This is a genomic window from Bacillus sp. CPT56D-587-MTF (genome assembly GCF_058792335.1).
Window position 1 is genome coordinate 3082293 of sequence record NZ_JBYTEF010000001.1, and the last position, 23697, is coordinate 3105989.

Sequence of the window (23697 nt, forward strand, 5' to 3'; positions counted from 1 at the left end):
CTTTCTATCCAAGTGCGTTAAATTTCCAACCACTTGGAGTACTTGTATAAAAACCAGCTCCAGCATTACCGTCTGTAAAACGAATATGCCCCCATTGTTGGAATCCGCCGCCACCTAAGTTAACTCCCTGCATTGCTCGTATATTCCTAAAGATTTTAACTTCTTTTTCTGTACTTATATCAAACGTTTGTCCGTCTGGTGCTGGAGATATATTGTTATTCACACCGCCTACAGCAAGTCCGTTGAAAGGCTGAATACCATCTGCTCTTTCTGCTGCAGCACGATCCCAATTATACATAGATGCATATTTCCCACTGTATAGCGTTACACCACTTACACAAATCGCTGTCCCTTGTCTCATGTCAGCATTTCCAGAACAAACTTTAATAATCAATGCATGTTGTTGCGGAATATAGTTTGTTGGCACTTTGAAAGTAAAAGAATACCTTCTGATTTCTCCGTAGAATGTAGACGGCTCAGGGAAGTCCATCTTTTGTTCACTCAATATGTCGTAACTTACGTTGTCTCGGAATTTAACGCAGCATACGTGTATTCTCGGTTTTCCTGTCTTACGCACGCCATTTATCATAGCAGTTCTAAAATGAGCTGATGCTGTATATTCGTTACCAGGATGTATACCGTTATTCACGATTGCTTCTGGATAGTTATACATATCTACTCTTGCGGCATTCACCATTTGCTCGTAATCAAATATATGTGTATTCTTTTCTATTACGACATTTCCCCAGGACTTCCAAGTAAGACCGTATCCACCTTCAAATCCATAATAATCGTTATGTCCAATGTTTTTCTTTGTAACACTAGAAAAGTCGGGATCTGCTATTAAGTTTCGTCTTGATACTGCAGTTGTTTTTGTTCCCCATTCGTCTTGGAATAGGAAGTCTAGCATTTTAACAGTTACACCATCTTTATCAATGGTAATTTTATCACCGTCAATTCTAATGAGATTCGTATCAATACCTTTTGTAGTTAACCATTTCACCATTGTATCGGCATTAATATTCAGTTTCTCAGCATCGATTGTAATCTTACCAGGTGACATATTGATAGAAGTAATGATACCATCTTTTAAAATTTTTGCTAAGATCCCTTCATCTAATACTTCTAACCTAGATTCTGTTTTCTTTACATAGGCATTATAGGTCTCATTAATAAACGTTTCTTGTTTTCCAGAGATGATTGAAACGCCTTTTTCATTAGCACTAATACTTCTTTCTAATTCTGTAACTTTTTTAGTGTAATCTTCAGTTGCTATCTTATCGGCCACTTCTTCCATGATTTTATCTTTATCTACAATATCAACGGGGTTCTCCATAAATGAAGAAGGTTTATCGCCGATCTGCAACATAGGTTGAGCTGCCCACAGCCTTCCATTTCTACGCAGCCAGTATTGTACTTGTACTTTTTTCGTTCCGTCTACAAGTAGACCAAACACATGATGTCTTACCCACATTCCTTGTGTTAACGTAATATCTTGTCCGTATTGCTTTAACACATTTCCATTTGCATCTAAACATTTAAGTTCCATTTTCGCACCATTATCAATGCTAGACTTATTATCTGTATAAAAGTATGCAGAAAAAACGTAATTCCAACCAGGTCCTGCATTTATAACTTCATGTGATGCACCCCTGTATACGTCTGCTGTATTTCCTGTGGAGATTGTACGAAGTGTATTACAACCCTTATATAAAACGGTTGTATCTCTTGTTGTACCTGATTGAAGAACCCAATATTTTGTGTCATTCTTCAAAAGAACATTCCGTAATACAGTTTGATTACCGATTCCACCAACATACTCTTCAACATCTTTTATTTCAACTTTTCCTTCCAATGCTTTTGCAGTTGTTTCCCATCCTGCCTTAGCCTCCTGCAACTGCTTCCCTTGATTGGTTTGTATTTCTTGTAAGCTAGTAACATTTTGTTTAATGCCAGTCGCATCTTTTTCTACAGTAGCAACACGCTTATCAAATCCACTTTGATTATTCTCTACTTTTGTTATTGTTTCTTTGATACTATCTACACTTTTTGTAATTTCAGTGGTTTTCTGGGTGAATTCATCGGTTGTTACCTGTTCTTCAGGCGGTGGCGTCCAATCCTGCGGCTTATTCCCTTTATACAAGGCAACCCATTCCACAATAGATTTTGTAGTACTACTCGGATAATTATATAAGCTTAACTTTCGTTCATTTCCACTTGTAGCCGCAACAGCTTTGAAGGTTACATATGTTATTCCATTAGCGTAAACACTTGTTACATATCCAACATTGCTAGACCCGCCATTCTGCCAAATTCCAAATTTCTGACCTTGCGGGACACTCCCTTTCATTACAAAGGTATATTCCTCACCTGTAGAGAAATTTTCAGTAGAATTATATTGGTTAATTAAATAATCGGTCTTCTCATATTTAACATTTGATTTTAATAAAAGGTTACGTCCACCAGCTTTATCGCTATTAATCTTTGTTTCTACACTTGTTAATTTTTCACTAATCTTTCCTGCTTGTTCTTTAATTTCAGTTGTGGTTTTCTTTAGATCATTAGTTGTTTGCTGCACATCAGAAATCGTCTTTTTTGTACCTTCTACAGTTTGTTCGACTGTATTTAATTTGTTACTGATTTCAGTATCTTTTTTTGTTAACAATTCAACAGAAGTTTTAAATCCATCTGCGGTTTGCTCTGATTTCGTCATACGTTCAGCAAGTTTCCCTTGTTCATTTTGAATATTGCTAACAGTAGTATTTACACCTTTGATACTGTTTTCAATCTCCACTGTCTTTTTAGTGAAATCAGTTGTTGTTACTTGATCTTCTGGCGCTGGTGTCCATGCTGTAGCAACGTTAGCTAATTCAAGTTTGACGTTTTTTACATACGCTGTACCTTCAATACCTTCGCCACCATATATATACAATCTAACAGCTTTAGTAACGTCAAATTTTTCATGAAGTTTCATGGTAAACGCATAGCGTTCCCATCTATTAACTTCACTTACGTTAAGCAGATACTGACCACTGTGAAAGCTTTGTGCTGTGTTACCTTCAATGAAATGATGTAACCCACCGTTTATACGGAAACCTTTTGTATCTGACCAAATATCCATACTAATAGTAATTTCTTTACCTGCGACATTATTTCTCGCAAATTCTGCAACCACATCTTCAGCTATACCCATCCATCTATTTTTTTGACCGATTATACTGTTTTTGTTAATAAACGCTACAACTGGATAACCGAAAGTAGTTATATCTAGATGGGCATGATAACCTTTTGTTGGATCTGCTACACCACCGTTATACCCACTTCCCCAGCCAGATGCCTGAAGGTTACCATTTAACGATTTGTCCCAACCTATAGAATCATTAACAATATAACTAGAAAAATTAGAGTTTTTAAGAGAATTTCGTCCATCTAGTTTTGTATTATCTACTTGCGTTTTAAGTTCTGTAAGGGTCTGTTTCGTCCCCTCAGCTGTTGTCTTAATCTCGTTTGTCTTCTGCTCCAACTGTGACAAGCCTTCATTTGTTTTCTTTAATTCGGACTTCTCCGCTTTCTGTGTAAGAGCTTCATTCGTTTGACCCATCGATGTATTAATATCCTTGAACTTCTGTACGTTCCCTTGTTTATCAGTTTCATAGATTTGTTTCCCTATAAAACCATTGTTAATTTCCTCTTTTGTAAACACTCCAGATTTATCGGCTTTATCTTTTAACTGTGTATTAATCCATGTTTGATCCACTTTTCCATTGACTTGCTTTTGAACATCCACTATTTGTCCAGCTATTTCTTGCGCTTTACCTTCCACACTTTGAACCTTTTGATTTAACTCCGTTTTGGCGGACTCAATATCTTTATTCACCTGCGCAAGTGTTTCTTTCTTAACAGATTCAACATCAGGTACAACCGATTCCCAAGCTGCTCCTGTCCATATTTTTAAAATACCAGGCTTTCCATTGCTAATATCACGCCAAAGTGTCTTATAAGGTTTAAGTCCTGTTGTCGGTGGATTCTTAGCTTCAATGATGTCTACCGTGTTATTTTTAAGATTCTCTTGCACTTTTTCAGCCAATGTTTTCGCTGCTTCGGATTCTTTCTTAGCATTACTAGCTGTTTCATTTGCATCTTTCACTAATTTATCTAACTGATCTATCAGCTCTTGTTTATTGCCTAATGACCCTAAGATTCGATTGTAAATTTTTCGTAGTTCTTCGTTTGGATCATTAATTTCACGATAATCACCAAACACATATTTATCTTGTGTAGGGTCCGTAAAAGATTCATCACCAGCAATTACACGTGCTTCAAGGTATAACTTAGGTGTGAATCCTGTATCTTTGATTCGGATCGTATCGCCCTCATTAATTAGTTCATGTGCTAGCCCGAAAATACGTCCAATCGATTGTGCTTCTACTTCATAAGAAACGGAAGAATTGACACGTTTTTTTAATTCTATTTCCATTAAAGTCATTAAACGTTTTGGAGTCATGTCTAATTCTTCTGTTTCTGGTGTATAAAAACCAAATTTATGTTTACCACGTTCATTCCATCGTTGAAATGCATCATTATCAACAATATAGGGAAGTCCCCTATTGATACTTTCAATAGTAATTACATTATCGCCTTCACCTTTCACAAAGCCGACTAGTGCTGTACAAATGTCTCTTGAATGTTCAATACGTGTAACACCTATTAAATCTTTCCCCAGTTCTATTTCTTTCCCTGTGTCTCGACCACGCCTTTGAATCATATCAACATACCATCCAATTATTTGTGAACCTTGAATCTCAACGCGGTACTGGATTTCTAATTTAAATAAAGAAGCTATTTTCTTTAAAAACGTTAACGGATCAATAAATTCATCAATAGTCATAGTGTGGAATGAAGAATAATCCGTTATTCCACGTTGCCATTTTGAATCGGCAAGAGCGATATCAATAAACGTATTAACTGTTTCGCTCTCTATACGTTGAGGTTTAATAATTCCATCTTTAGCTATTTGAACCCAGGCACCAGAAGCATGTACGGTAATTGATCTATCCTTTGAGTCTTTTTCAACTTCGTTATTTATAACATACGGAACAATACGACCATCACGTACCTCCTTTAATACTAAGTTCTGCTGTTGTAATGTAACTGCATGTGGAGTTCCATCAAAAGTTTTGAACTCTAGCATATCAATGTTGTTTTTGATTTCCCAATGGCGTTTATCATCCCAATAGTCCTTTGATTGAATGACTGATATAATCTGATCTGTTTTGAAATCAACAACATGAAGTATCCCACTTGGTGTTCTCATCTAAATCGCTCCCTATATTTAATCTTTGCTGTTCCTATATCGGAAGGCATGATTTCAAGTTTATTAGTACCTTTATTGATAACAGGAAAATTACTAAAAATATCTTTTATGTCAATAGCGTTTTTCCCTTCAATACTGACATGACTGTTTTCTGTATCAATCACGACTTTGTCACCAACATCTACTATATAAGGAGGTGTATTTTGATTATTTAAATTCACTTTCCAAAATTTCAAATCAGAAACTGTCATTGCTTCTACTGGTGGAACATCTTGCCACTGCATGATACTAATCTGTATTTGAGCTGCTTTTTCCATATGTTTATTGTCTTTATCGGTCCATCTTGCAAAGCGCTCTGCATCATCTTTTTCTGTTCCAGGAAGGAATTTCGAAATATACGCTTCCCATACATTTCCTGTTCTAGCTATCCACAATCGTCCAAAATATTGATTCCATGTATTCGGATAATCACCACTCTCATAAATCAACCCTGTTTTCCCTGGCTTGTTATCGTATCCAATAACCATCGTTCCAAAATTTTGTTCAGCTTGCCAATAGAGGTCATTCATGGCAATTTTTGAAAGAACTTTGCTGTTTTCATCGAGTATCGCTATCTCAACTCGTCCCATTTCATTGATCTTTTTACTTTTACATGTAACGTGGGCTTGCATAATAAAATCTTGTACTGGCCCACCAGGGATACTCTTTTTAACAGATGCGCCATGCCATCCATTACTCGAACCATAGTCTGAACAATAGAATTGGTAACTATCTGTTTTCATTTCACCAACTGGATTACCATCTTCCATAGAACTAACCTTACTCCACCCCACAGTTGTGGACATTTCATCCCATATAAGACGTTGATTTCTTTCTATAGGCAATTGCTCTATTTTTAATGGCATTCCAATACGGAAATAATCTCGATCACTTAAAGATGCCCCACTGAACCATACATCTAAAAACGTGTTTGGTTTCGTAATATCAATCTCAATGATAGGGTTAGAATGGACAGTACCTTTATTTTGGATATTAGCAACTAATCCATTAACTTCTTTTTTAAAATCAACCGTTTGCTCTTTTCCTAACTTATACGGCATTGGACATATTAGTGTAATAGTCGCTTGATGAATATTAGATTTTTCTAGAGTCTCCGCTACAGATTCCTTAGTCCCGTAATACACAATATCTGGTTCGTCTGTGAAGATGATTTTTACAGGTTCCTCTGTATCTAATAAACCATTTAATTCGTCTATTCGTTTCCTCAGTTCAAAAAGGGAGACTCCCTTAAGAGAGAAATCTACTTCTAATACTCTCTTGGGAGTCCTTTTATTCAAAAAATATGAACCTGGGCGATGAGGTACCGTTAACTCATTAATTTCGTCACTTAAAATTCCGCGACCTCTTATGTCGTTAACCATAAAAAATCCTTTTTCGTATTTTTTCTCGAAGTATTCTTCTAAATTAATTCCATTAAAAACTAGCAATCTACCGCCCTCCTTTAAAATACTTCTCTACGTTTTCTAACCGCTTCTTGCTCGCCAGTAATATCGTCAACGAATCTCGCAAACTCTTGTTTACCGAGTTGGACGTTAATATACGCTGGCTGCTTATCTCTAGACGTATGATTATCGTATTGACTCGGCTTATACATGCTTGGCGTTGGTTTAGCTGATTGATACGCACCTAACCCGCTTACTCCTCTCGTTATTGTTGCACCTGTATCCACCGCTAACATTTCCGGCTTCATCCAATCAGACATTTGTTGCGTCGTACGTTGCACCGAACTTTTCATTCCGTCAACACCGTTAATCCAACCCTGCATCATGTTTACGCCGATCATGTCGCGCATCCAACGGGAAGGAGAGTGAATCGAAAATAGTCCGGTAAGCTTGTCCTTAATACCGTTACCTATCTCAGTTACCTTGTCCCAAATACGACTAGCCATCGAAGTTATTCCATTTAGCATACCTTCCATGATGTTCTTACCGATATCCATTAGGTTAATCCCTTTTAAGAACGAGATGATTTTATTCCATATATTTGATACCGTATTAGACATTGCGTCTAGGATACTTGAAGTCGCGGAACTAGCTGCATTCCAACCCGCAGAAATAATATTTCCAACCGCTGAAATTACTGATGAAATCACATTACGTATTCCCTCGAATATAGATTTGACTACATTCCATACCACATTTAATATGCTAGAGAAAATCGATTGGACTAAATTCAACCCGTTACGTACGATTACACCTATTAAAGAAATCGCTCCATCAATAATACTTTTAATTAACGACATTACATTTGACGTAATCCCCTTAACCGCGTCCCATGCGCCACTCCAATCACCTTTCAATATCGACGTAAATAGTTTGATTATGTTCGTAATGATGCCAATAACAGATTTAATAACGCCCATTACCGTTGGGAATACGGCTTGCACGATCTGTAAAATGAATTGAATTGCTGGAATTAATACGCCTTTAATAATCTCGGCTGCACCTTGTAACAATGCTGAAATTATAGGAATTACAGCCTGAATAATTGCTTGAATTACCGGAAAGACTTCTTGCACCGCTTGTAAGATCAGCGGAACTACAGTCGTAGCAACTATCGTTATAATTTCACCGAACAATTTAATAATTTCTATGATTATAGGAATAGCCGTCTCAATAATCGATTGAATGATAGGAAATACCTCTTGTACAACCGTTAGTATGACCGGTATCATCTCTTGCGCTACAATTACAAGAATCTCACCGAAAGTCTTTATCAGCATTACCCATATACCAACCGATGCTTGGATAACGTTTAATATTGTCGGGAACACTTCTTGTGCTACTTGTGAAAGCATCGGCATTACTTCAGCCGCTAATTCTGCAAACATTTGAGATAACTCCTGAACTACTTGCGTAATTGCAGGCATGATTTCAATCGTGGTATCAGCGAATAGTTTCATTAGATCCGTAACCATAGGCATGATTAATTGAATGTTTTCTCCGAATAACTTAAATAAGTCCATTGCTACCGGCATTACTTGTTTTACAACGTCTCCAAAAAGACTCATAATAGTCGTACCTAACTCACCAAACGCTGCACCTAATTCTGCAAATGCCGGTTGTAGTGATGCGAAACTTTCCATGATGACTTGACCGGTCTTTTGAAACTCCGGTGCTAACGGCGCAAAAGCGTCGATAAAACCTTTCGCTAGTGAAGTAATTATCGGCATGATTACAGAAGCAACCGTGCTAAATACACTCTGAATTGATTCCCAAGCTGACATCAATGCTGCTTTTGCCTGATCATTCGTATTCACAAGTTTGAATATCGTAGCGCCTAATGAAGCGACAATAGCGATAACCCAACCAACCGGACCGGACACACCTAAAAACGATAATCCTAAACGTACGATTAATGGCGTTAATGTAGCGATTGTGTTACCGATTGATGAGAACGATGCTTTTATAAAATCTACAACCGGTGAAATCGCTGCTCCCATACCTGAAAACTTAGCGGTTAGTCCTTCAATCGCTGAACCGAAAGCTCCACTTATACTCTGGCCGATACCGCTTAGCTTAGCCGTTACAGAACTAAAAAAAGCACCTATCGCAACACCCATCGCTGTAAATTTAGCGGGGATTGTTGCAAGATATGCACCAAATGAGTCAAATGCCGCTTTCATAGATTCTACGGCTGATATAGTTGTAGTTTTAATCGATTCCCAAGCACTATTAACAGCGTTACGGAATGTTTCGTTGTGTTTGTATAGCTGGACAAGTGCTGTTCCTAGTAGAGTTAATATCGCGATAGTTGCACCGATAGGGCCCGTTAGAAATGTGAAAGCGGCTCGTAATCCTACCATTGCTGCACTTGCAAGTTTGGCGACCATTGTGCTTTTACCTAGCCAACCGACTAACGCACCAAACGCTGTTATTGTGGCTCCTATACTACTAATAAAAACTCCTAGTACTGCCATGAATACTGTAAATACTGAAACGGCTGTAGCTACTGTAGCAATCACTGTTTTCATCGTCGGAGATAACCCATTAAATCCATCAGCTAATTTCTTAATAACGTCAGCAACAACCGAAATTGCAGGCGCTAATGCATCTGTAAATGCGCGAGCTGCTACGTCAATAGACGACTGCATCTTAACAATTGCACCTGCCCAACCTTCAAGCATTGAGTCCGCTGCTTTTTTCGAAGCACCGTCCGATTTAATGAGAGATTGCGTTAATTTATCGATTTTCTCCGGACCTGCTGAAACGAGCGCCATCATACCAGAAACAGCTTCTGTACCGAATATCGTGGCTAACGCCGCGCCTTTTTGAGCGCTTGTCATTCCGTCCATACCCTTTTGTAATTCACCGATAATTTGGGAGAGTGACTTCATATTACCGCTACTGTCAGTCGTAGTAACGCCTAACTCTTTCAGCATATTCGCCGCTGCTTTCGGCGGTTTAACTAAACGAAGCATTGCTGATCTTAACGCTGTACCTGCCGTTTCACCCTTAATACCCGCGTTAGACATAATCCCAACAGAGGCTGCAAGTTCTTCCATTCCAATACCCAACTGTGCTGCCGGACCTGCCGCGTACTTAAAGGCGTATTGCATATCGTACACGCCTGCGGCGGTTGCATTTGCCGCTTGAGCAAGGACGTCCGCTACGCGCCCACTATCCTTCGCTTCCATACTAAATGCATTTAATGCGGAAGTTATTGTATCAGCTACCATACCCAGGTCCTCACCCGATGCTGCTGCCGCTGATAAAACACCAGGCAATGCGTCAGTTGCTTGCGCTGCTTCGAATCCTTTCGCCCCTAGTTCCGCATATGCTGCCGCTACTTGACCAGTTGAGTAAACAGAGCTAGTAGCCATTTCTAAAATATCTTTCTTTACTTGTCCATATGCACCGCCTGTAAGTACGGCCGCTTTTCTCGTTTGTTGCTCGAATTCCATCGAGTTTTTAATCATGCTTCCGAAAGCTTTACCGGAAGCATAAGCGAGTGGTGCAAACGCCGTCGTCATGTTTTGTCCAACTGATTGTATCCTACGTCCCATTTCTTGTGCTTGATTACCTACGTTTTGAAACGTCCGTTGCCAACCTGACATATCAGGCGGTGGCGGAGGTGCGGGTCTAGGTATCGGCGGTGGGGACGGAATATTAGGAGCTGGTATATTAATTGGCTGACTTACTGCTTGATGAAAATTACGCCAAAGCTGGGTTGCTTGTGTTAAGCTACTCCGTAACGACGATATATCAGCTAATAACTGCACTTCTACTCTGTTTTGACTAATAACTATTCACCACCCTTTCCGTTTTGACGTAACGCCCGTTCGATATCATCGAATAAAGACTCATTGGCGTGAATTTTTTTCGTAAGTTGCTCACGCTCTTTTTCTCTCTCTTCTAACATTCGAGCATTTTCAGGACGCTTGTATATGTCATCTAAACTCTTAACCTTATCGCTTTGAGCATTTCGGTAAAACAAAGCTTGAACACTAGCAATTTCATAGGTATCTAGTAGACGCTCGCGGTATCCGGTAAGCATAATGTGGTATTCTTTAATGCTTAACTGTTTCGATTCAAGCGTTGACATTCCGAAATATCGAAAACAATCGGCCTGTAAATCATCAACGTTTATTCGTACAGACTCTCGAACACTTTCTTCTGATCCTCGCCCATGCTCGCTAGTAATTTGTTCACTGTTTTCTTGAAGAAAAAACTATTTAGAACCACCGCCTTATTTACCTTTAAGATGTCATCGAAAGATAACTCCTCAGACAGTAATTGACGTTCAATTTCTTCCTCAATATCTTTTCGTGTAATACCTTCTCCTGTATGGATCAATGCGTAATAAATTACATCAACGAAATCTTCAAGACCGCCTTGCATCGCTTTTTGGACAAACTCAAAAGGACCACCGTTTCCATCGATTAATTTAATTGCTTCAAATCCGTATTTCAGTTCATGTTCTTTCCCTTTTACTTCAAAACGTGTATATGTTTTAGCCATCTATAAAAACCTCCGTTAATTTTATTTTCGAAATTAAAAAAGACGAGCACTTAAGCCCGTCCTATCTATGCGCTAGGTTTATCTGCGATATCTCCGTCAGGAGCGCCTGGTGGAACCGTTGTGATCTTACCTACGGACAACCCGCCGTTTAATTTTGCTTCGATAGAGTACTTCGAGAACTCTTCGTTTTCGTGCGATAGTTCCACACTGCTTAACATGAACGTACCACTCTTCGATTTGTACTCACCTGCTTTCGCACTACGTAAAGAAACTTCGTGAATTTTAACGAGTTTTTTATTTGTAATTGCTTCTTCGATGTAGTCTAACGCTTCGTCACCTTCTGTACTCACGCCCTCAATAGATACCGATTGCGTTACATCGCCATAATCTGAACCGCTTTTATCTTTCGTCTTCAACTCGATTTCGCCCGCTTCAATAGAGCGTGAGCCAGACGTTTGGTTAAAGAGGCGAACTGTTTTACTAGCGCCTCCTGTCTGTGGAATATCGATTAAATATAACGTTTCTTTACCCTTAAATTCCGGTGAACCTGGCATTTAATTTCCTCCCTAGTTTCGTATAGTTATCGTGATAAAACTGCGGTGTTTCGCCGTTACTTGCGTTCCATCTTCCTGAGGGATTGGTTCGAACGACGAAACTTCCGCATATAAAAAACCGACTAGCGTAGGTACCTTCGAACTTGTGCCATACAAGTCGATAGGTCGCTTTTCTAGTCGGTCGATGATTCTATCTTGTAATTCGTTTCGGTTTGATACTGTATCGGAATACACTCCGATTTGTATTAGATGGTTTCGTGCGTAATTATCCTTTGAATACCTGTCGATTTTCCCTGTTAAAGATTCAATCGTTAGAAACGGCTTTGCTTTTCCGGTTAGAGAAACACCGTCATATACCCAAGTAGTAGGTGCGAATTCATCTAATGATTTCTTCAGCGAATACATTACGTCATTTACTGTATACATCGTTATAAACCTCTCGCTGTTCGTTGCACCGTTTTTTCCAAGTCAGAAACTAACGGTTGCTCGCCTTCGAACATTGTCTTACGCATGAATCCTTTTTTCGTTTTATGTGTGTATTCTTGAACGGCTGCATATTCGACTTCTGATCCGTAAGACCATCCCGTTTTATCTCCGTTGAAAGCTTTCACACTTGGTGGAATACTTCCCGCTAAATTACCTGATTCAACAGGCGCTCTGTTAGAAGCTGTGTTCGCTTGTAGCCTCGCATGTTTCTCTACTGTATTAGCAACTGGTGTTTTATAACGATCAGGATTAGCCATGCGGTAAATATCTCCCATACCTTTAATCCTCGCGCTGACTTTCATTAAACCACCCTCTTTACGACTACTTCTCGACGGTTAATTCCACCTAGTCCTCGTTCATCAACAAGCATAATTACGTATTTGATGCCGTTTCTTTCGAGGTACTCGACGTTATTCAAATCGATATCGAGTCGAAAAGTAACGAGTGCTTCGCCTTCTTTTACGTCAGTACCTGCGAATTTCACGTTATCTTCTAGCGTGAAATTTTTCCAAACGACTTGCACTGTTTCGCTTAAAGGCACACCGCCAATTACTTCGCCTGTAATCGGGTCTTCTTCCGTAGTGCCTTTTCGCCATAGAATAATAGATTCACGTCTATTTTGTTCGATTAATTCACGATTGGCTCGAATTTGTTCGATGTCTTTTTCGGTTAACACTCGTTACTCCTCCTCACCGATAATGTAATTTAAACGAGATGAACACTGAGGATGCGGACTAATCAATTGAGTTAGCAAACTTTCAGGTATCTTTTTCGGATATCTACCCGGACCTAATCCATAAGCGTCACGCCTAGCTAACTTGTAACACATATGCCGCGAGTGGTACCGATGTCGATGCCCGTTATCTACAATCTTGTAACCTGTAACGATATTACTCTCGTTTCCGTTGTAGATCGTGGCTGCCCGGTGCGTGTTATTACTCTCCGTAATTGCTACACGTTCAATTTTCCATTTCTCGTTATCATGTACTTCTCGTATTTTCTGAGAAATTGAACTAATACTTTCACCTTTGAGTACAGCCGGCCGTATTACCTTCGTTAATTCTGCTCGCATGTCACCTGCTAGATTCCACACTCGATCAGACAGGATTAAACCGTCCTCACCTCTCCGCTTCAGCATGTATCTTACAACTTGCTGGTTTACAGAATCTAAAGCCGTTACGTTTAACGGAGTTTCTGCAAGTCTAGAAGTCGTCCATTTCGCTGTATCATCGATTACTTTTTCGAATGACGCTCCTGCTTTCTTGCGAAACTCCTTTTCGTAATAGTCTAAATCCCGTAACAAGGCGTTTAATCTACCTCGTTTAATTACACCGTCTTTTTGGTAGTCGTTAATTAAGTCCAGTAAAAAAAGACGAATTAGCATAATAGCGCCTACCGTCTCTTCTACTTGTTTTTCATTTTCTTTTTCATATTGCTTCGATATTTTACCCAGTGCTTCGTCAAATTCACCTTGTAAATCGCTCATGGACGATCAACTCGTTTTGCAATTCGAAAGCTAGAACCTGTACCATCATATTCCGTTCGTTTGCTACGCCATAATTCATAATAGTGCTGCGCCAAGTCACGGTAATTCTTCGATACACTAGACTTATCTACGCTTTCTTCACCATCTGTATATTTAAACGAAGATGCTTCGGCTGTTGCTTTCGCTATTGAATCAACGTAGCGATAATAGAACGTATTTAATTGTGCTTGTTTCTCGTTAAGAACGGTTAGCGACGAAAAGCCATTCGCGATTAATGCTTCTTCGAATAACGAATCGTCGGCTTGCAACCGTTGTTTCAATTCTTCTACACTAATAAAACCTTCCGTCGCCATAGCCGTCACCTCTTTTATTCTTCCTTAGGTTTTGTACTACGCTTGCGTGTAGCGGGCTTTTTCGGTGCTGACTCACCTTTTTCACCCGTAACTGCTTGCGCTTCAATAATTTCGACGTAACCAATCGATGCTAAATATAACGCCGATTTTTCGTCGATTTCGATTTGTGAGCCGATACCATGTCCGTCCACGATACCGCCCACTACTTTGACCTTAATCATTATTCAGCTGCTACGTCAGCATGGAATAGTAATGATGGTTTTTCTACAATTGGGAAACCTGCTGCTGCTACACGAAGTACAGATTCGATTGGCTCGAATTTATCATAAGCGCGTAAATCAATACCTGGTTTGTAGTCATTTTCTACGGTTGGACCATATACGAAATTACCAAGTCCTTGAGCAACGAATACGACACGATACTTAGGCATGAACTCGATTACTTCGTCTTGTCCTGTGTAAACGTTCCGTACTGTAACCTTGCGTTGTTCTACGATTTGAATTGGCGGTAAACCATAACCATCTAAAACATCGTTAACTTCCGCAACTGAAACGCGTGCAACTCCGTCTTTCGCTACACCACGAGCTTCAGCGATAATCCCTTTATTCTTTTGTAATAGTGCTTGTGTCTCACGAGTCATTAAGATAACATCAGCTTTTTTCCCATTCGTATCAACGTATCTATCGTTCCACTCGATTAAGTTTCCTAAAGCATCGGCATCAACGTTAGTCCATGCATTCGTACCAGTTAAAGCAACTTTATGTTCGTTTGGGATACCATAGTCAACTACAATTTTCACGCCATTTTTGTTGTAATCGAATTTACCTTTGGTAATAGCCTCTAATTTCGCAATATCAACACGACGTTGTAATGCTTTTACTAAGTCAGCACCTTTAACGATTAACTTTTCAATCATCGCTTTGTGTTCGGCGTCAGAACGTGACTGATTTAACGCGAGTAATTCTTCCTCTGTAGCGATATATTTAAGTCCCATTTTTGCAAGTTCGCCCATTTTAGAAGCAACTGCATCACGGTCAACTACTGGTGGCTCTGCACCGTAACCAATCATAGCTGCAATATGGTTCGTTTTCTTAATTACATCGTAAGCAAACGTTGTAGAAAAGATTTGATCATTTGGTAAGAAACGGTCTGCCAACGACGGTGCGTCTTGTTTTTCCTTCTCCAATGCATCAACCAATCCGCGAAGTGCGGGCTTTTTAAATTCCTTTAATTCTGCAATACCTGCCATTAATATTCCTCCTCAATTTTCCGTAAAAATTTATAATAAAAAGCCGCTTTATTAGCGACTTGATTAGATGTGTTTTACGTATCGAATTAGTGGTGTTGCTTTTTTGAGTGTTTCTGTAACACCAACAAGTTTTGATTCGTATACTGAACCTCGAACAATTACTTGACCAACTACCCCGTCATTTTTTCCATCGCAATCCCAATCAATATCAAGAATCGCAAACTCATCGAACCCGGTTGGTAGCGCTCCTTCTGAGCCGTCTTTATAAGGTTCAAACTTACCTGTAGTTATGTTACGAGCAATAGTCGTACCACACTCAACGTATTTTGCACCGAATTTAGTAGCGTCTAGTGTCGCCCCCCCTTCGATATACTGCAAGTGTTCACTCGCTAAAATGTTTTTACCACTTTTAAACGGTTGTTCTGTAAATTTCGGTGTGTAAACTGGCATTAATATTCCTCCTCAATTTTTCTTATAATTTACCGTCGGCTTTTAATTTCGCATATAAATCGCGACCAACGTCTGCTAAATCCTTCGGCTCTGGATTTCCTCTTTTTGGATTACCAGGTGAAGGATCGGCGCCACTCCCTAAAGGTAAAACTACTGATTTTACGGACTCTAGTGATTGCTTTAATTCTTCGTCCGATTCGCCTTTTAACAGGTCTTTGACTAAAACAATTTGTTCCGGCGCATAATTTGCCCCTGCTAAAATCGCTTCTTTCTTTGCATCTACTGCTTTTTCCTTTTGTTCTTCTACTTGTTGTTGTAAGTTTTCATAAAGCGCTTTGTACTTCTCTTGTTCCTCTAATTTCTTACGTTCTGCTTCCTGGCGTTCTTTTTCCGCCTTTTCATCAGCTTCAGCCTTCGCTTTTGCCAATGCTTCGTCAATCATACGCTGAACATCTTCGTCAGTATGTTTTGGTGTAGGTGGCTCAGGCGGAGTTGGCGGGTCTTGTGGAACACCAGGTTCAGGATCTGAAAAGTGTTGCAAATTCCCTAGACGTAATCTGAATGACGCTTTCTTTTGATCAATTAATCTCATTTATTCACTACCTCCATACGGATCAGTTTTTTGTATTCGAAGTTGCTGCTCGTTTGAAATCTCCTGCTTCTTAGCTGTGATATTTTCTACACCTAAACGATTCATCGCTCCGGCAATAGATTCAAATCCTACGGACGTTTCTTCTGTAAGTAACTCGACTAATTCCTTACGATTATCTGGTAAAGGAAGAACAAATCGAATCTCATTGTCGTAGTTATCACCGATTGCTTTCACTATTTCTCGGTCGTATCCGAATTTTTGACGGTCAACCCTTGCTTGTAAGTATCGGATTGTCTTTTCATGTAATTCTTCTAAACGCGGCCCCCATGATAACCAATGCTCTTCGGTTTCTTGAATAATATCGTGGAACAATACGTGCAATGTTTCGCTATTTAATCCCCCGAAGTTCATTTCAGAAGGTACGATTTGTGGTAACGAGGTGATTTCGTGCAATGCTCCTTTTACCCTTGCGTATTGATCTTTAAATGCCTCTTTCCAACGAAAGCCACCTTCAACTTTCTTAATATCAGGATTCAGTCCATTCATCCCAACTTTTGCTTCGAGCACTGCACCAGGTGCGATTCGCATCTTATCGGCAGTTCCATCAGGTACGTTAAACAAAGCCGTCATCGAGAACATTTCAAATTTAAGTGAATCAAGTGCATCTTCATTCATACGATTTAATACGTCCGTTTGCTCTTTCATATCGTCAACTTCCGTGTTATTTGCTTCAGAGGCACTCAAATCATTTACCGGAAACAATACTACTGGAATGAAGTCGATACCCATTGCCTTTTTAGGTTGAATTTCCTTGACAACTTTCAGGGTTTTATCGTAATAAGCTTCTTCCAAGTAGCATTGTCCTTCTTCGAGACTAAACGTTTGTTTATAGATAGCTTCCTCATTGTTTAGACTTTTAAAGTTAACAAAGTGTACCGCTTCTAATTCGTCATAGTCATCGTCCGAATAAATCGGGATTACTTCCGTATCTGGGCGGAAAACCCACTTGATTTTACCGTTAGTCGGGTTAAAAGCGATTTTACAAGCGACTCTACCGACGATTAAGCGATCACGTGCTGCTTGAATCAGCTTTTCACGCATCTTATTTTCTTTCCATATCTTGTATAACAATTTTTCGTAATTGTCTGCTCGCTGGTTTTCGGCCATCTGTGCTTCAGAAGGTTGATAGTCCATTTGTAGCATTTCTTCGATTGAATCAATCCTCATTGGTGATACAGAAACACCGTGTTTACCCGCCATTTGCCAACGTGCTTTCTCATTAATCATGACTTTAAAGTAATTCGTAGCGTAACGCGTCGGGTCATAATCTAATCCATCAGGACGTGGTAGTTCTCTAGCCTTTACAAGTTGTCCGGTATTAGGATCAACGTGTTGTTTTCCGTCATAATATTCGTAGTAACGAATTTGTCTATTGATTCGGCCCCAGGTTTCTTTTCCGATAGCTTGTTGCCATGGTGAAAATAATAATTCGTCCATATCAGTCGGATTTAATATGTTGTAATCTGCCATAGGTAGATTCATAAGTTACCTCCTTTCTATCTCATTCTTTTTCCAGTCGTCCTTACTACTACGTTACTACTGATACCTGTTGAAACCGCCATGTGCAGAGCATCCGGCCCGTCATCATGATTATGATTCGGATACATTTCTAACATTTCGAGTAGTAAACGCTGATCTCGTTTAAATCGAATACGCCCAGCTTGAATGTCCGGTAATAACGATTCAATACGTAAGGCCTTACGTGTTCTTTGTTTGATTTGTTTCATACGAGTAGACGACGGATAGCCAGATTGTTGTAGTGCTTGAGATAGCTTGTCCGCAAACCATTCTTGCGCTTGCTGTGCCTCTACTGCAATGCCCGAATATTGATACTGAAGCGATTTCTCTACTGCTTTTTGTAATAAGATATCGGGATGCACACGCTCAATAAACGTGTCAACGACATAAAAAATACCGTTAGATGAACGTCCAACGGTCAAAATAACGGAATAATCGCCTTTTTCTTTGCCCATGGCGAAGTCTATCCCGCAAAAATATTCTAATTGCTTGTTTTCTATATCCTTATCAGTCCAGTACGTGAAATATTCGGGTTTGAATACTTGCGACTCCTCATCGACAGGGTTTCCAAGGTATTCTTGGTTGAATGCTCGAGCACCCATCGATTCACGTTTTTCCATGAAATATTTATAATCATATGCTTGTGGCCATAGTACTTTTGTACCACGTAGCATCTCTTCTTTATTTGCTTCGTAAAAGACGTTGGCTTGATCTACTGCGTCTTTTTCGTCTGCATTGTAGAGCTTTCGCCACTCTTCCCATAAATCTTCCCGCTCTGACCACGATAAAATAGCCGGGAATTTACGTGATATAAAATCTTTACGCTTAGTTAGTACGTGGTTCAGCAACGAATCATAATGAACGATAGTTCCCATATAAACGCAAATACCACCGAAACCCAGCGCTTCAATCATCTCTGAACGGAACCAATGCAAGTTTTTCGCTCGCAACTCCGGAGTATTCGTATTTTCTCCGCTTTCTAAGTCATCAAGGATAAATAGGCCTGGGCGCTCAGATAAATGACGCAAACCACGCATCTGAGTCCCGATACCTTTCGCTTCAACTTTTGTACCAGTAGACGTAATAAATTCATATTTGTTATCGACTTCATTCATAGACGGCTTTGGGTGTAATATTTCACCGAAATCCTCACGTAGTTTTTCGTTAAACTTAAGCTGGTTTACCGTCCATTTAATGAAATCACCTGCTACGTCTGTAGTTTCGGAAACTTCTACGATATATTTCTGTAATCGATAAACTACTTGGTGACACAAATAAGAATTCGAAAGGTAAGCGGTTTTAGCATGACGTCGTCCTACCGACCAACCTACGTTACTTTTCGTTACTCCTTCAGTGATATCGTCAAGTAAAGAACAAAGCGTTACGTGGAAATCAGCTGCGTTTTCTAACGTCTGTCCCGCCGGAATTAAGTTCGATTCGTTATCAGGGTTTAATTCATCGGAAAAGTATTCGTAAGTAAAACGTAGTACGTCGTGCTCGCAATCGTGCACTCGTTGTAACTTTTCTAATTCATCCTCCAACACTTCCCATTGTGTGAGATCGTGCTCTAACAAATCGCCTTTTAAAGCGAGTCTTTCATATTCTTTTCGTAATAATAAACGATCATTTATCGCTTGTTGGCGTTCTTGCCTAGCCAACCATTTACCATCAAGCCACGCCATTACTGACCGCCGCCCGTACGCTCTTTTAAGCGGGCAAGACGTTCTTCCATCGTTAAGCCGCCATCCGCTGATTTCGTCTTAACTTCTTGTTTATCGACTAGTAAGCCGCCGAATTTATAGAATAACTCAATACCTTTCATCGAACCTTGGCCCTTTAACATCATATCAAGATGTTTTTGCATTACGTCAGGTAGATGCGACATAAAAGCGTCTGAGGAAAGTAAATTGACGTACTCAATAAAGTTACTATCACGATGACGCCACGTATAAAGTTGGCGCGTGCTGATGTCCGATTTTTCAGCAATTTCTTCGAGGTTTAATCGAACTTGTCCGTTTTCTTTCGCTCTCGCTAATTCCTCTGGATTATCAATCGTATTTGGTTTCGGTAAGAATTTATTAATCGATAATAAAGTTGCTGCCGTAATTTGTTCACGAGTAAGTTGCGTCTCAAGGCGTCGTTTTTTATCGCTCATGTAACGTCCTCCTTTCCGTTTTAAACACAAAAAACGTAGACAAAACTCTAACGTTTCGACTACGTAAATTAATCGTAGTGTATTTGTATTCGTAATAGATTACGCTTATAGATTCCGAGTAAGTTATCGGGCACTTTCGTTAGACCCGAGGTTTTAAGATTTGTAAGAAATCGTCTGGGATCTGCGCGCTGTCGTCCATTTCGAACGCCCCCGGGCTATTTAACCCGCTTCTTTTTATACATTATTTTATTCATTGTTAGTTTACATAATTCACGTTATATGAAGTAATCAATTTGGTTACAATCACGTATAAGCCGTGTCATATCAACGTTCGTACTACTTACCGTAACTGCATACTATTTATATCGTTTATGCATAGATTACAAACGTTGATATCATGCGGTTTATTCATCGAGTGAATAAAGGAATAATGAATACGTTATACAACATCAGGGTCGATGTTTTCGAGACGTCTCCGTCGTGAAGGCATCGACTGGTAATTCGGAAATACATAGCGTCCTGTTGACGTAATACTAACTGAGTTTCTTCCTATTATATATAACGTAAATGTACCGTTTTATATTAGCTTCCGATAAACGTAATACCACACCGATAATAATCTATTTAATAGGTTCCGTTTGGACCGTGTATTATCGTTAAATGAACGTATTATATTACGCTTATAATAACGTTAGTAAAAAGATAAAATACATAAGACCTTGCATCCGCCTTTTCCGCTTCGCTCCAAAGTCGTCTGCTACTATCCTTTTATTACTTCACCGACAAAGTATCTATTATCGATAATATAATTAATAAGAATAGTAGCGACGAGTGGAGGCGACAGCCGGAACCGAAGTCGCAAGGTTTTATCTTTTACGTTTTTATAAACAACAAGATAAAGAATAGTTTTCCGTTCAAAACCACCTCTATCTATTGTGGCTCTAAGGCTCATGACGTTTTCAATAGGTATCGTTTAGACCGCATATTAGCCCGAAAAGGTATCGTTTAGACCGCATATTAATCTCTTTTCGCGTGTTGTTCAAACATCTTACGTACTGACCTCGTCCAATCTGTCTCGTACCTCTGACGAAACATGACATCGGGGTGTACCAAATAGCGGACTGTGCGACCGCTTTTAGTCGATAAGATAGCGCCTTTTCTCTGTAGTTTATTTACGGAATCAGTTATCGTATCTACATCAAGGTTAACTCTCTCTGCTAACTCTTCTCGTGTTAAATGCTTGATTACTTGCGGGTCTTCTTCGTCAGAATTGTCGCATAAGTAGTATTCCGTAAAGTGAAAGAACGGTAGTATTTTATATAATAAACCGACTTCGTGTAAGTCCAGATCAGCTACGATATCTCTTGTCTTTACACGATACAACTTCGTAAACTTCTCTCCGTCTCTAACGTAACCCATCGTATGGAAATTAGCGCTGATATAGTACGTATTACTACGTCCTTCTCTAATAACACTAATAACGCCTAATTCTTTCAGACGGTCAAGTATCTTTATTGTAGCCTTCTTACCTCGTTTAAAGATACGTTGGATATCGGCTTGCTTTAATGGATTACCATCCTTAATTAGTTTACCGTCACTCTTAAAACGCAAAAAAGGCAAGAGCTTTATAATCGCTCCTGCCTCTGTTAATGTTAATCCCGTAGTGAGTTCTCTTATTGGGTCGTTATAGCTTGCCACCCAATCTCTATCTTTCGTTAATATACGGTATCTCTCCGCGTCAATGACTTGCTTATATCCTTCGGCTTGCTTATGGTTAACTAAACTATATTCTTGTGTACGGTCTTCACCAGTAGTTACATCGATAATTCTTAATGTAGACATTAGTTACTCACCGCTTTCTGCGCTTCTTCCAATTCTCGAAGTGCTTTCGTTGCGGCTTTCGCTTCTCTTTGAATCGCTTTTAAGCCTCTAATTGCTTCCGAAGCGTCTAGTTCTACGTTAATTTGTAAACTGTTTCGTGCGTTTAATTCGCGTGATTTGTTATCCGCCATTTAATCGACTCCTTTTAGTTATAAATACGAAGGGTGGAATTCTAATTCGCTTCCCTTTAAAAAACCGTTATCGTGGACTAACCACTTGGTCTGTAGTAAATTTCCATATATTTGGAAGTCGAAGAATATTCCACGAGGGGGTTCATAACGTATAGGTAACTGAGAGGGTAAAAGTTAGTAGTAAAAAAGAAACAAGGCTTAGTTTCCTTGTTTCTTACTGTTGTTATTTCTTGTCATATATGTAGTTGTATTTTCGCTGAATTTATCTCTTGTTACTTTAGTTGTTCCTACACCTTTAATAGTTTGAGTCTTTCCGTTTTGTACAACTTCACGAAAAGAAGAAAGTTTATTGTTATTATTTGACAAACCTAATCACCTCCTCAATTATAAAATGTATTGCAAACATAATAAATCCGCAAGTCATAAAATTCAAACCTATACTATATAGTTTCATTTTAAACTCTAATTTTTCTCTATTCAGAGCAACTGCATCATTATATGTCCCAGCTACAGTTAGTTTAGCGTCGTTCTCTTCCCTCTGTGCAAAGTCTTCCGTTACAATGTTCTCTATACTAACTTGGTCGTACTCACCAGTTTTTATAGATCTTAAAAAATATATAATACTAATAGTAAAACATATAAAAATTGTTAACTTAAACACTCCTGTATAAATTCCATATGAAATTTCTTTGATTGGAGGTTTAAACGAGCCTAAATAAGTTAAGTATGCTCCAAATAAAACACCAACGAAGGCTAAGGTAATGTTTGTTTTGGCTTCAGCCTGTTTAAATCTTTCTGCTTCTTCATCATATACAGCCTTTGCAGCGTCTAAAATCACATCACAGGTACCACTATTAAAAATATTTTCATTTTGTTCGCACATATCTCTTCCCCTAACAAGTAAACAGGATAAGTATCCCTTTATTACTATAAAATCCCTAACTCTATTAATTATATTTATAAAATCAAATCTTGTCTAGTACAATTACCACGTAAAGAATAGCCGCCATCTCTGGCGGCATCTAATCGTTTTCATTTGCAGAATTATACGGCTGATATTTCTCCCGTAATGCCACTAACTCCTTACGTTTCTCCTCGACATCTGCTCGTAAAAATAAACTAACCTTGTCCAACTTTTTTACAGGCGTAATTTTCCCCTGCTTAATTAACTGACTCATACGCGCACGTGTTATACCTAATATTTCGATAGCTTCAGGAGCCGTAAGAACTTCATTACGTATGAAATCCTCGACTTCCTCGCGTGATTTTAAATCATACCTCACTTGCGTTTACCTCCCACTAAATCCTTAACGACTACTACGATTGTTATTACTATCGCGATCATCGTTATTACATCGGTAAATGTATTCTGCCACATTTGACGGATTCCAATAACAGCGAAACACATTAATATTAACGAAAATACGAACGTTTTGTTATTCTTTTTC

At 39.1% G+C, this 23697-nt stretch carries 23 protein-coding genes; all 23 read right to left on the reverse strand.

Annotated elements, in window-relative coordinates:
• Positions 1-4: 4 nt before the first annotated feature.
• Entirely contained in the window at positions 5-5314 is a 5310-nt protein-coding gene (locus AC3WVZ_RS15875; RefSeq protein ID WP_233935072.1) for a phage tail spike protein, read from the reverse strand.
• Entirely contained in the window at positions 5311-6801 is a 1491-nt protein-coding gene (locus tag AC3WVZ_RS15880; RefSeq protein WP_233935073.1) for a distal tail protein Dit, read from the reverse strand. Before AC3WVZ_RS15880 ends, AC3WVZ_RS15875 begins: the two co-directional genes overlap by 4 nt.
• Positions 6802-6815: 14 nt before the next feature.
• Entirely contained in the window at positions 6816-10595 is a 3780-nt protein-coding gene (locus AC3WVZ_RS15885; RefSeq protein WP_233935075.1) for a phage tail tape measure protein, read from the reverse strand.
• A gap of 23 nt (positions 10596-10618) precedes the next feature.
• Positions 10619-10918, reverse strand: coding sequence for a hypothetical protein (locus AC3WVZ_RS15890; protein ID WP_233935076.1), 300 nt, complete (start codon positions 10916-10918; stop codon positions 10619-10621).
• Positions 10919-10959: 41 nt separating this feature from the next.
• Complete coding sequence (locus tag AC3WVZ_RS15895; protein WP_233935078.1) at positions 10960-11334, reverse strand: tail assembly chaperone; 375 nt, start codon at positions 11332-11334, stop codon at positions 10960-10962.
• A 65-nt stretch (positions 11335-11399) separates the two neighbouring features.
• The gene (locus AC3WVZ_RS15900) at positions 11400-11888 is read right to left on the reverse strand and encodes a phage major tail protein, TP901-1 family (RefSeq protein ID WP_233935079.1); all 489 of its coding nucleotides are present in this window, start codon (positions 11886-11888) and stop codon (positions 11400-11402) included.
• Positions 11889-11900: 12 nt separating this feature from the next.
• Complete coding sequence (locus AC3WVZ_RS15905) at positions 11901-12314, reverse strand: hypothetical protein (protein WP_233935080.1); 414 nt, start codon at positions 12312-12314, stop codon at positions 11901-11903.
• Positions 12315-12316: 2 nt separating this feature from the next.
• Positions 12317-12676, reverse strand: coding sequence for a hypothetical protein (locus AC3WVZ_RS15910; RefSeq protein ID WP_233935082.1), 360 nt, complete (start codon positions 12674-12676; stop codon positions 12317-12319).
• Entirely contained in the window at positions 12676-13050 is a 375-nt protein-coding gene (locus tag AC3WVZ_RS15915) for a hypothetical protein (RefSeq protein WP_233935083.1), read from the reverse strand. The genes AC3WVZ_RS15910 and AC3WVZ_RS15915 overlap by 1 nt, the downstream gene beginning before the upstream one ends.
• A gap of 3 nt (positions 13051-13053) precedes the next feature.
• Complete coding sequence (locus tag AC3WVZ_RS15920) at positions 13054-13860, reverse strand: hypothetical protein (protein ID WP_233935085.1); 807 nt, start codon at positions 13858-13860, stop codon at positions 13054-13056.
• The gene (locus tag AC3WVZ_RS15925; protein WP_233935086.1) at positions 13857-14213 is read right to left on the reverse strand and encodes a hypothetical protein; all 357 of its coding nucleotides are present in this window, start codon (positions 14211-14213) and stop codon (positions 13857-13859) included. The genes AC3WVZ_RS15920 and AC3WVZ_RS15925 overlap by 4 nt, the downstream gene beginning before the upstream one ends.
• Positions 14214-14227: 14 nt before the next feature.
• Positions 14228-14404 (reverse strand): hypothetical protein, encoded by a 177-nt coding sequence (locus AC3WVZ_RS15930; RefSeq protein ID WP_233935087.1) that lies wholly within the window; start codon positions 14402-14404, stop codon positions 14228-14230.
• Between the two features lie 29 nt (positions 14405-14433).
• Complete coding sequence (locus AC3WVZ_RS15935) at positions 14434-15462, reverse strand: major capsid protein (RefSeq protein ID WP_233935089.1); 1029 nt, start codon at positions 15460-15462, stop codon at positions 14434-14436.
• 63 nt (positions 15463-15525) lie between these two features.
• Positions 15526-15912, reverse strand: a complete 387-nt coding sequence (locus tag AC3WVZ_RS15940) for a hypothetical protein (protein ID WP_233935091.1) — start codon at positions 15910-15912, stop codon at positions 15526-15528.
• A gap of 22 nt (positions 15913-15934) precedes the next feature.
• Complete coding sequence (locus AC3WVZ_RS15945) at positions 15935-16504, reverse strand: hypothetical protein (RefSeq protein WP_233935092.1); 570 nt, start codon at positions 16502-16504, stop codon at positions 15935-15937.
• A complete protein-coding gene (locus AC3WVZ_RS15950) occupies positions 16505-18046 on the reverse strand; it encodes a phage portal protein (RefSeq protein ID WP_233935093.1) in 1542 nt (513 codons plus the stop codon).
• Positions 18047-18060: 14 nt separating this feature from the next.
• On the reverse strand, positions 18061-19764 hold the full coding sequence (gene terL, locus AC3WVZ_RS15955) for a phage terminase large subunit (RefSeq protein ID WP_233935095.1): 1704 nt from the start codon (positions 19762-19764) through the stop codon (positions 18061-18063).
• Positions 19764-20237 (reverse strand): phBC6A51 family helix-turn-helix protein, encoded by a 474-nt coding sequence (locus AC3WVZ_RS15960; RefSeq protein ID WP_233935097.1) that lies wholly within the window; start codon positions 20235-20237, stop codon positions 19764-19766. Before AC3WVZ_RS15960 ends, terL begins: the two co-directional genes overlap by 1 nt.
• Positions 20238-21254: 1017 nt before the next feature.
• Positions 21255-22079: a hypothetical protein gene (locus tag AC3WVZ_RS15965; RefSeq protein WP_233935098.1), complete on the reverse strand. Its 825-nt coding sequence runs from the start codon at positions 22077-22079 to the stop codon at positions 21255-21257.
• The gene (locus tag AC3WVZ_RS15970; RefSeq protein WP_233935100.1) at positions 22079-22249 is read right to left on the reverse strand and encodes a hypothetical protein; all 171 of its coding nucleotides are present in this window, start codon (positions 22247-22249) and stop codon (positions 22079-22081) included. Before AC3WVZ_RS15970 ends, AC3WVZ_RS15965 begins: the two co-directional genes overlap by 1 nt.
• Positions 22250-22447: 198 nt before the next feature.
• Positions 22448-22615, reverse strand: coding sequence for a hypothetical protein (locus tag AC3WVZ_RS15975; protein WP_233935101.1), 168 nt, complete (start codon positions 22613-22615; stop codon positions 22448-22450).
• Positions 22605-23132 (reverse strand): Pycsar system effector family protein, encoded by a 528-nt coding sequence (locus AC3WVZ_RS15980; RefSeq protein ID WP_233935103.1) that lies wholly within the window; start codon positions 23130-23132, stop codon positions 22605-22607. The genes AC3WVZ_RS15975 and AC3WVZ_RS15980 overlap by 11 nt, the downstream gene beginning before the upstream one ends.
• A 139-nt stretch (positions 23133-23271) precedes the next feature.
• Positions 23272-23532, reverse strand: a complete 261-nt coding sequence (locus AC3WVZ_RS15985) for a helix-turn-helix domain-containing protein (RefSeq protein ID WP_233935104.1) — start codon at positions 23530-23532, stop codon at positions 23272-23274.
• Between the last annotated feature and the right edge of the window lie 165 nt (positions 23533-23697).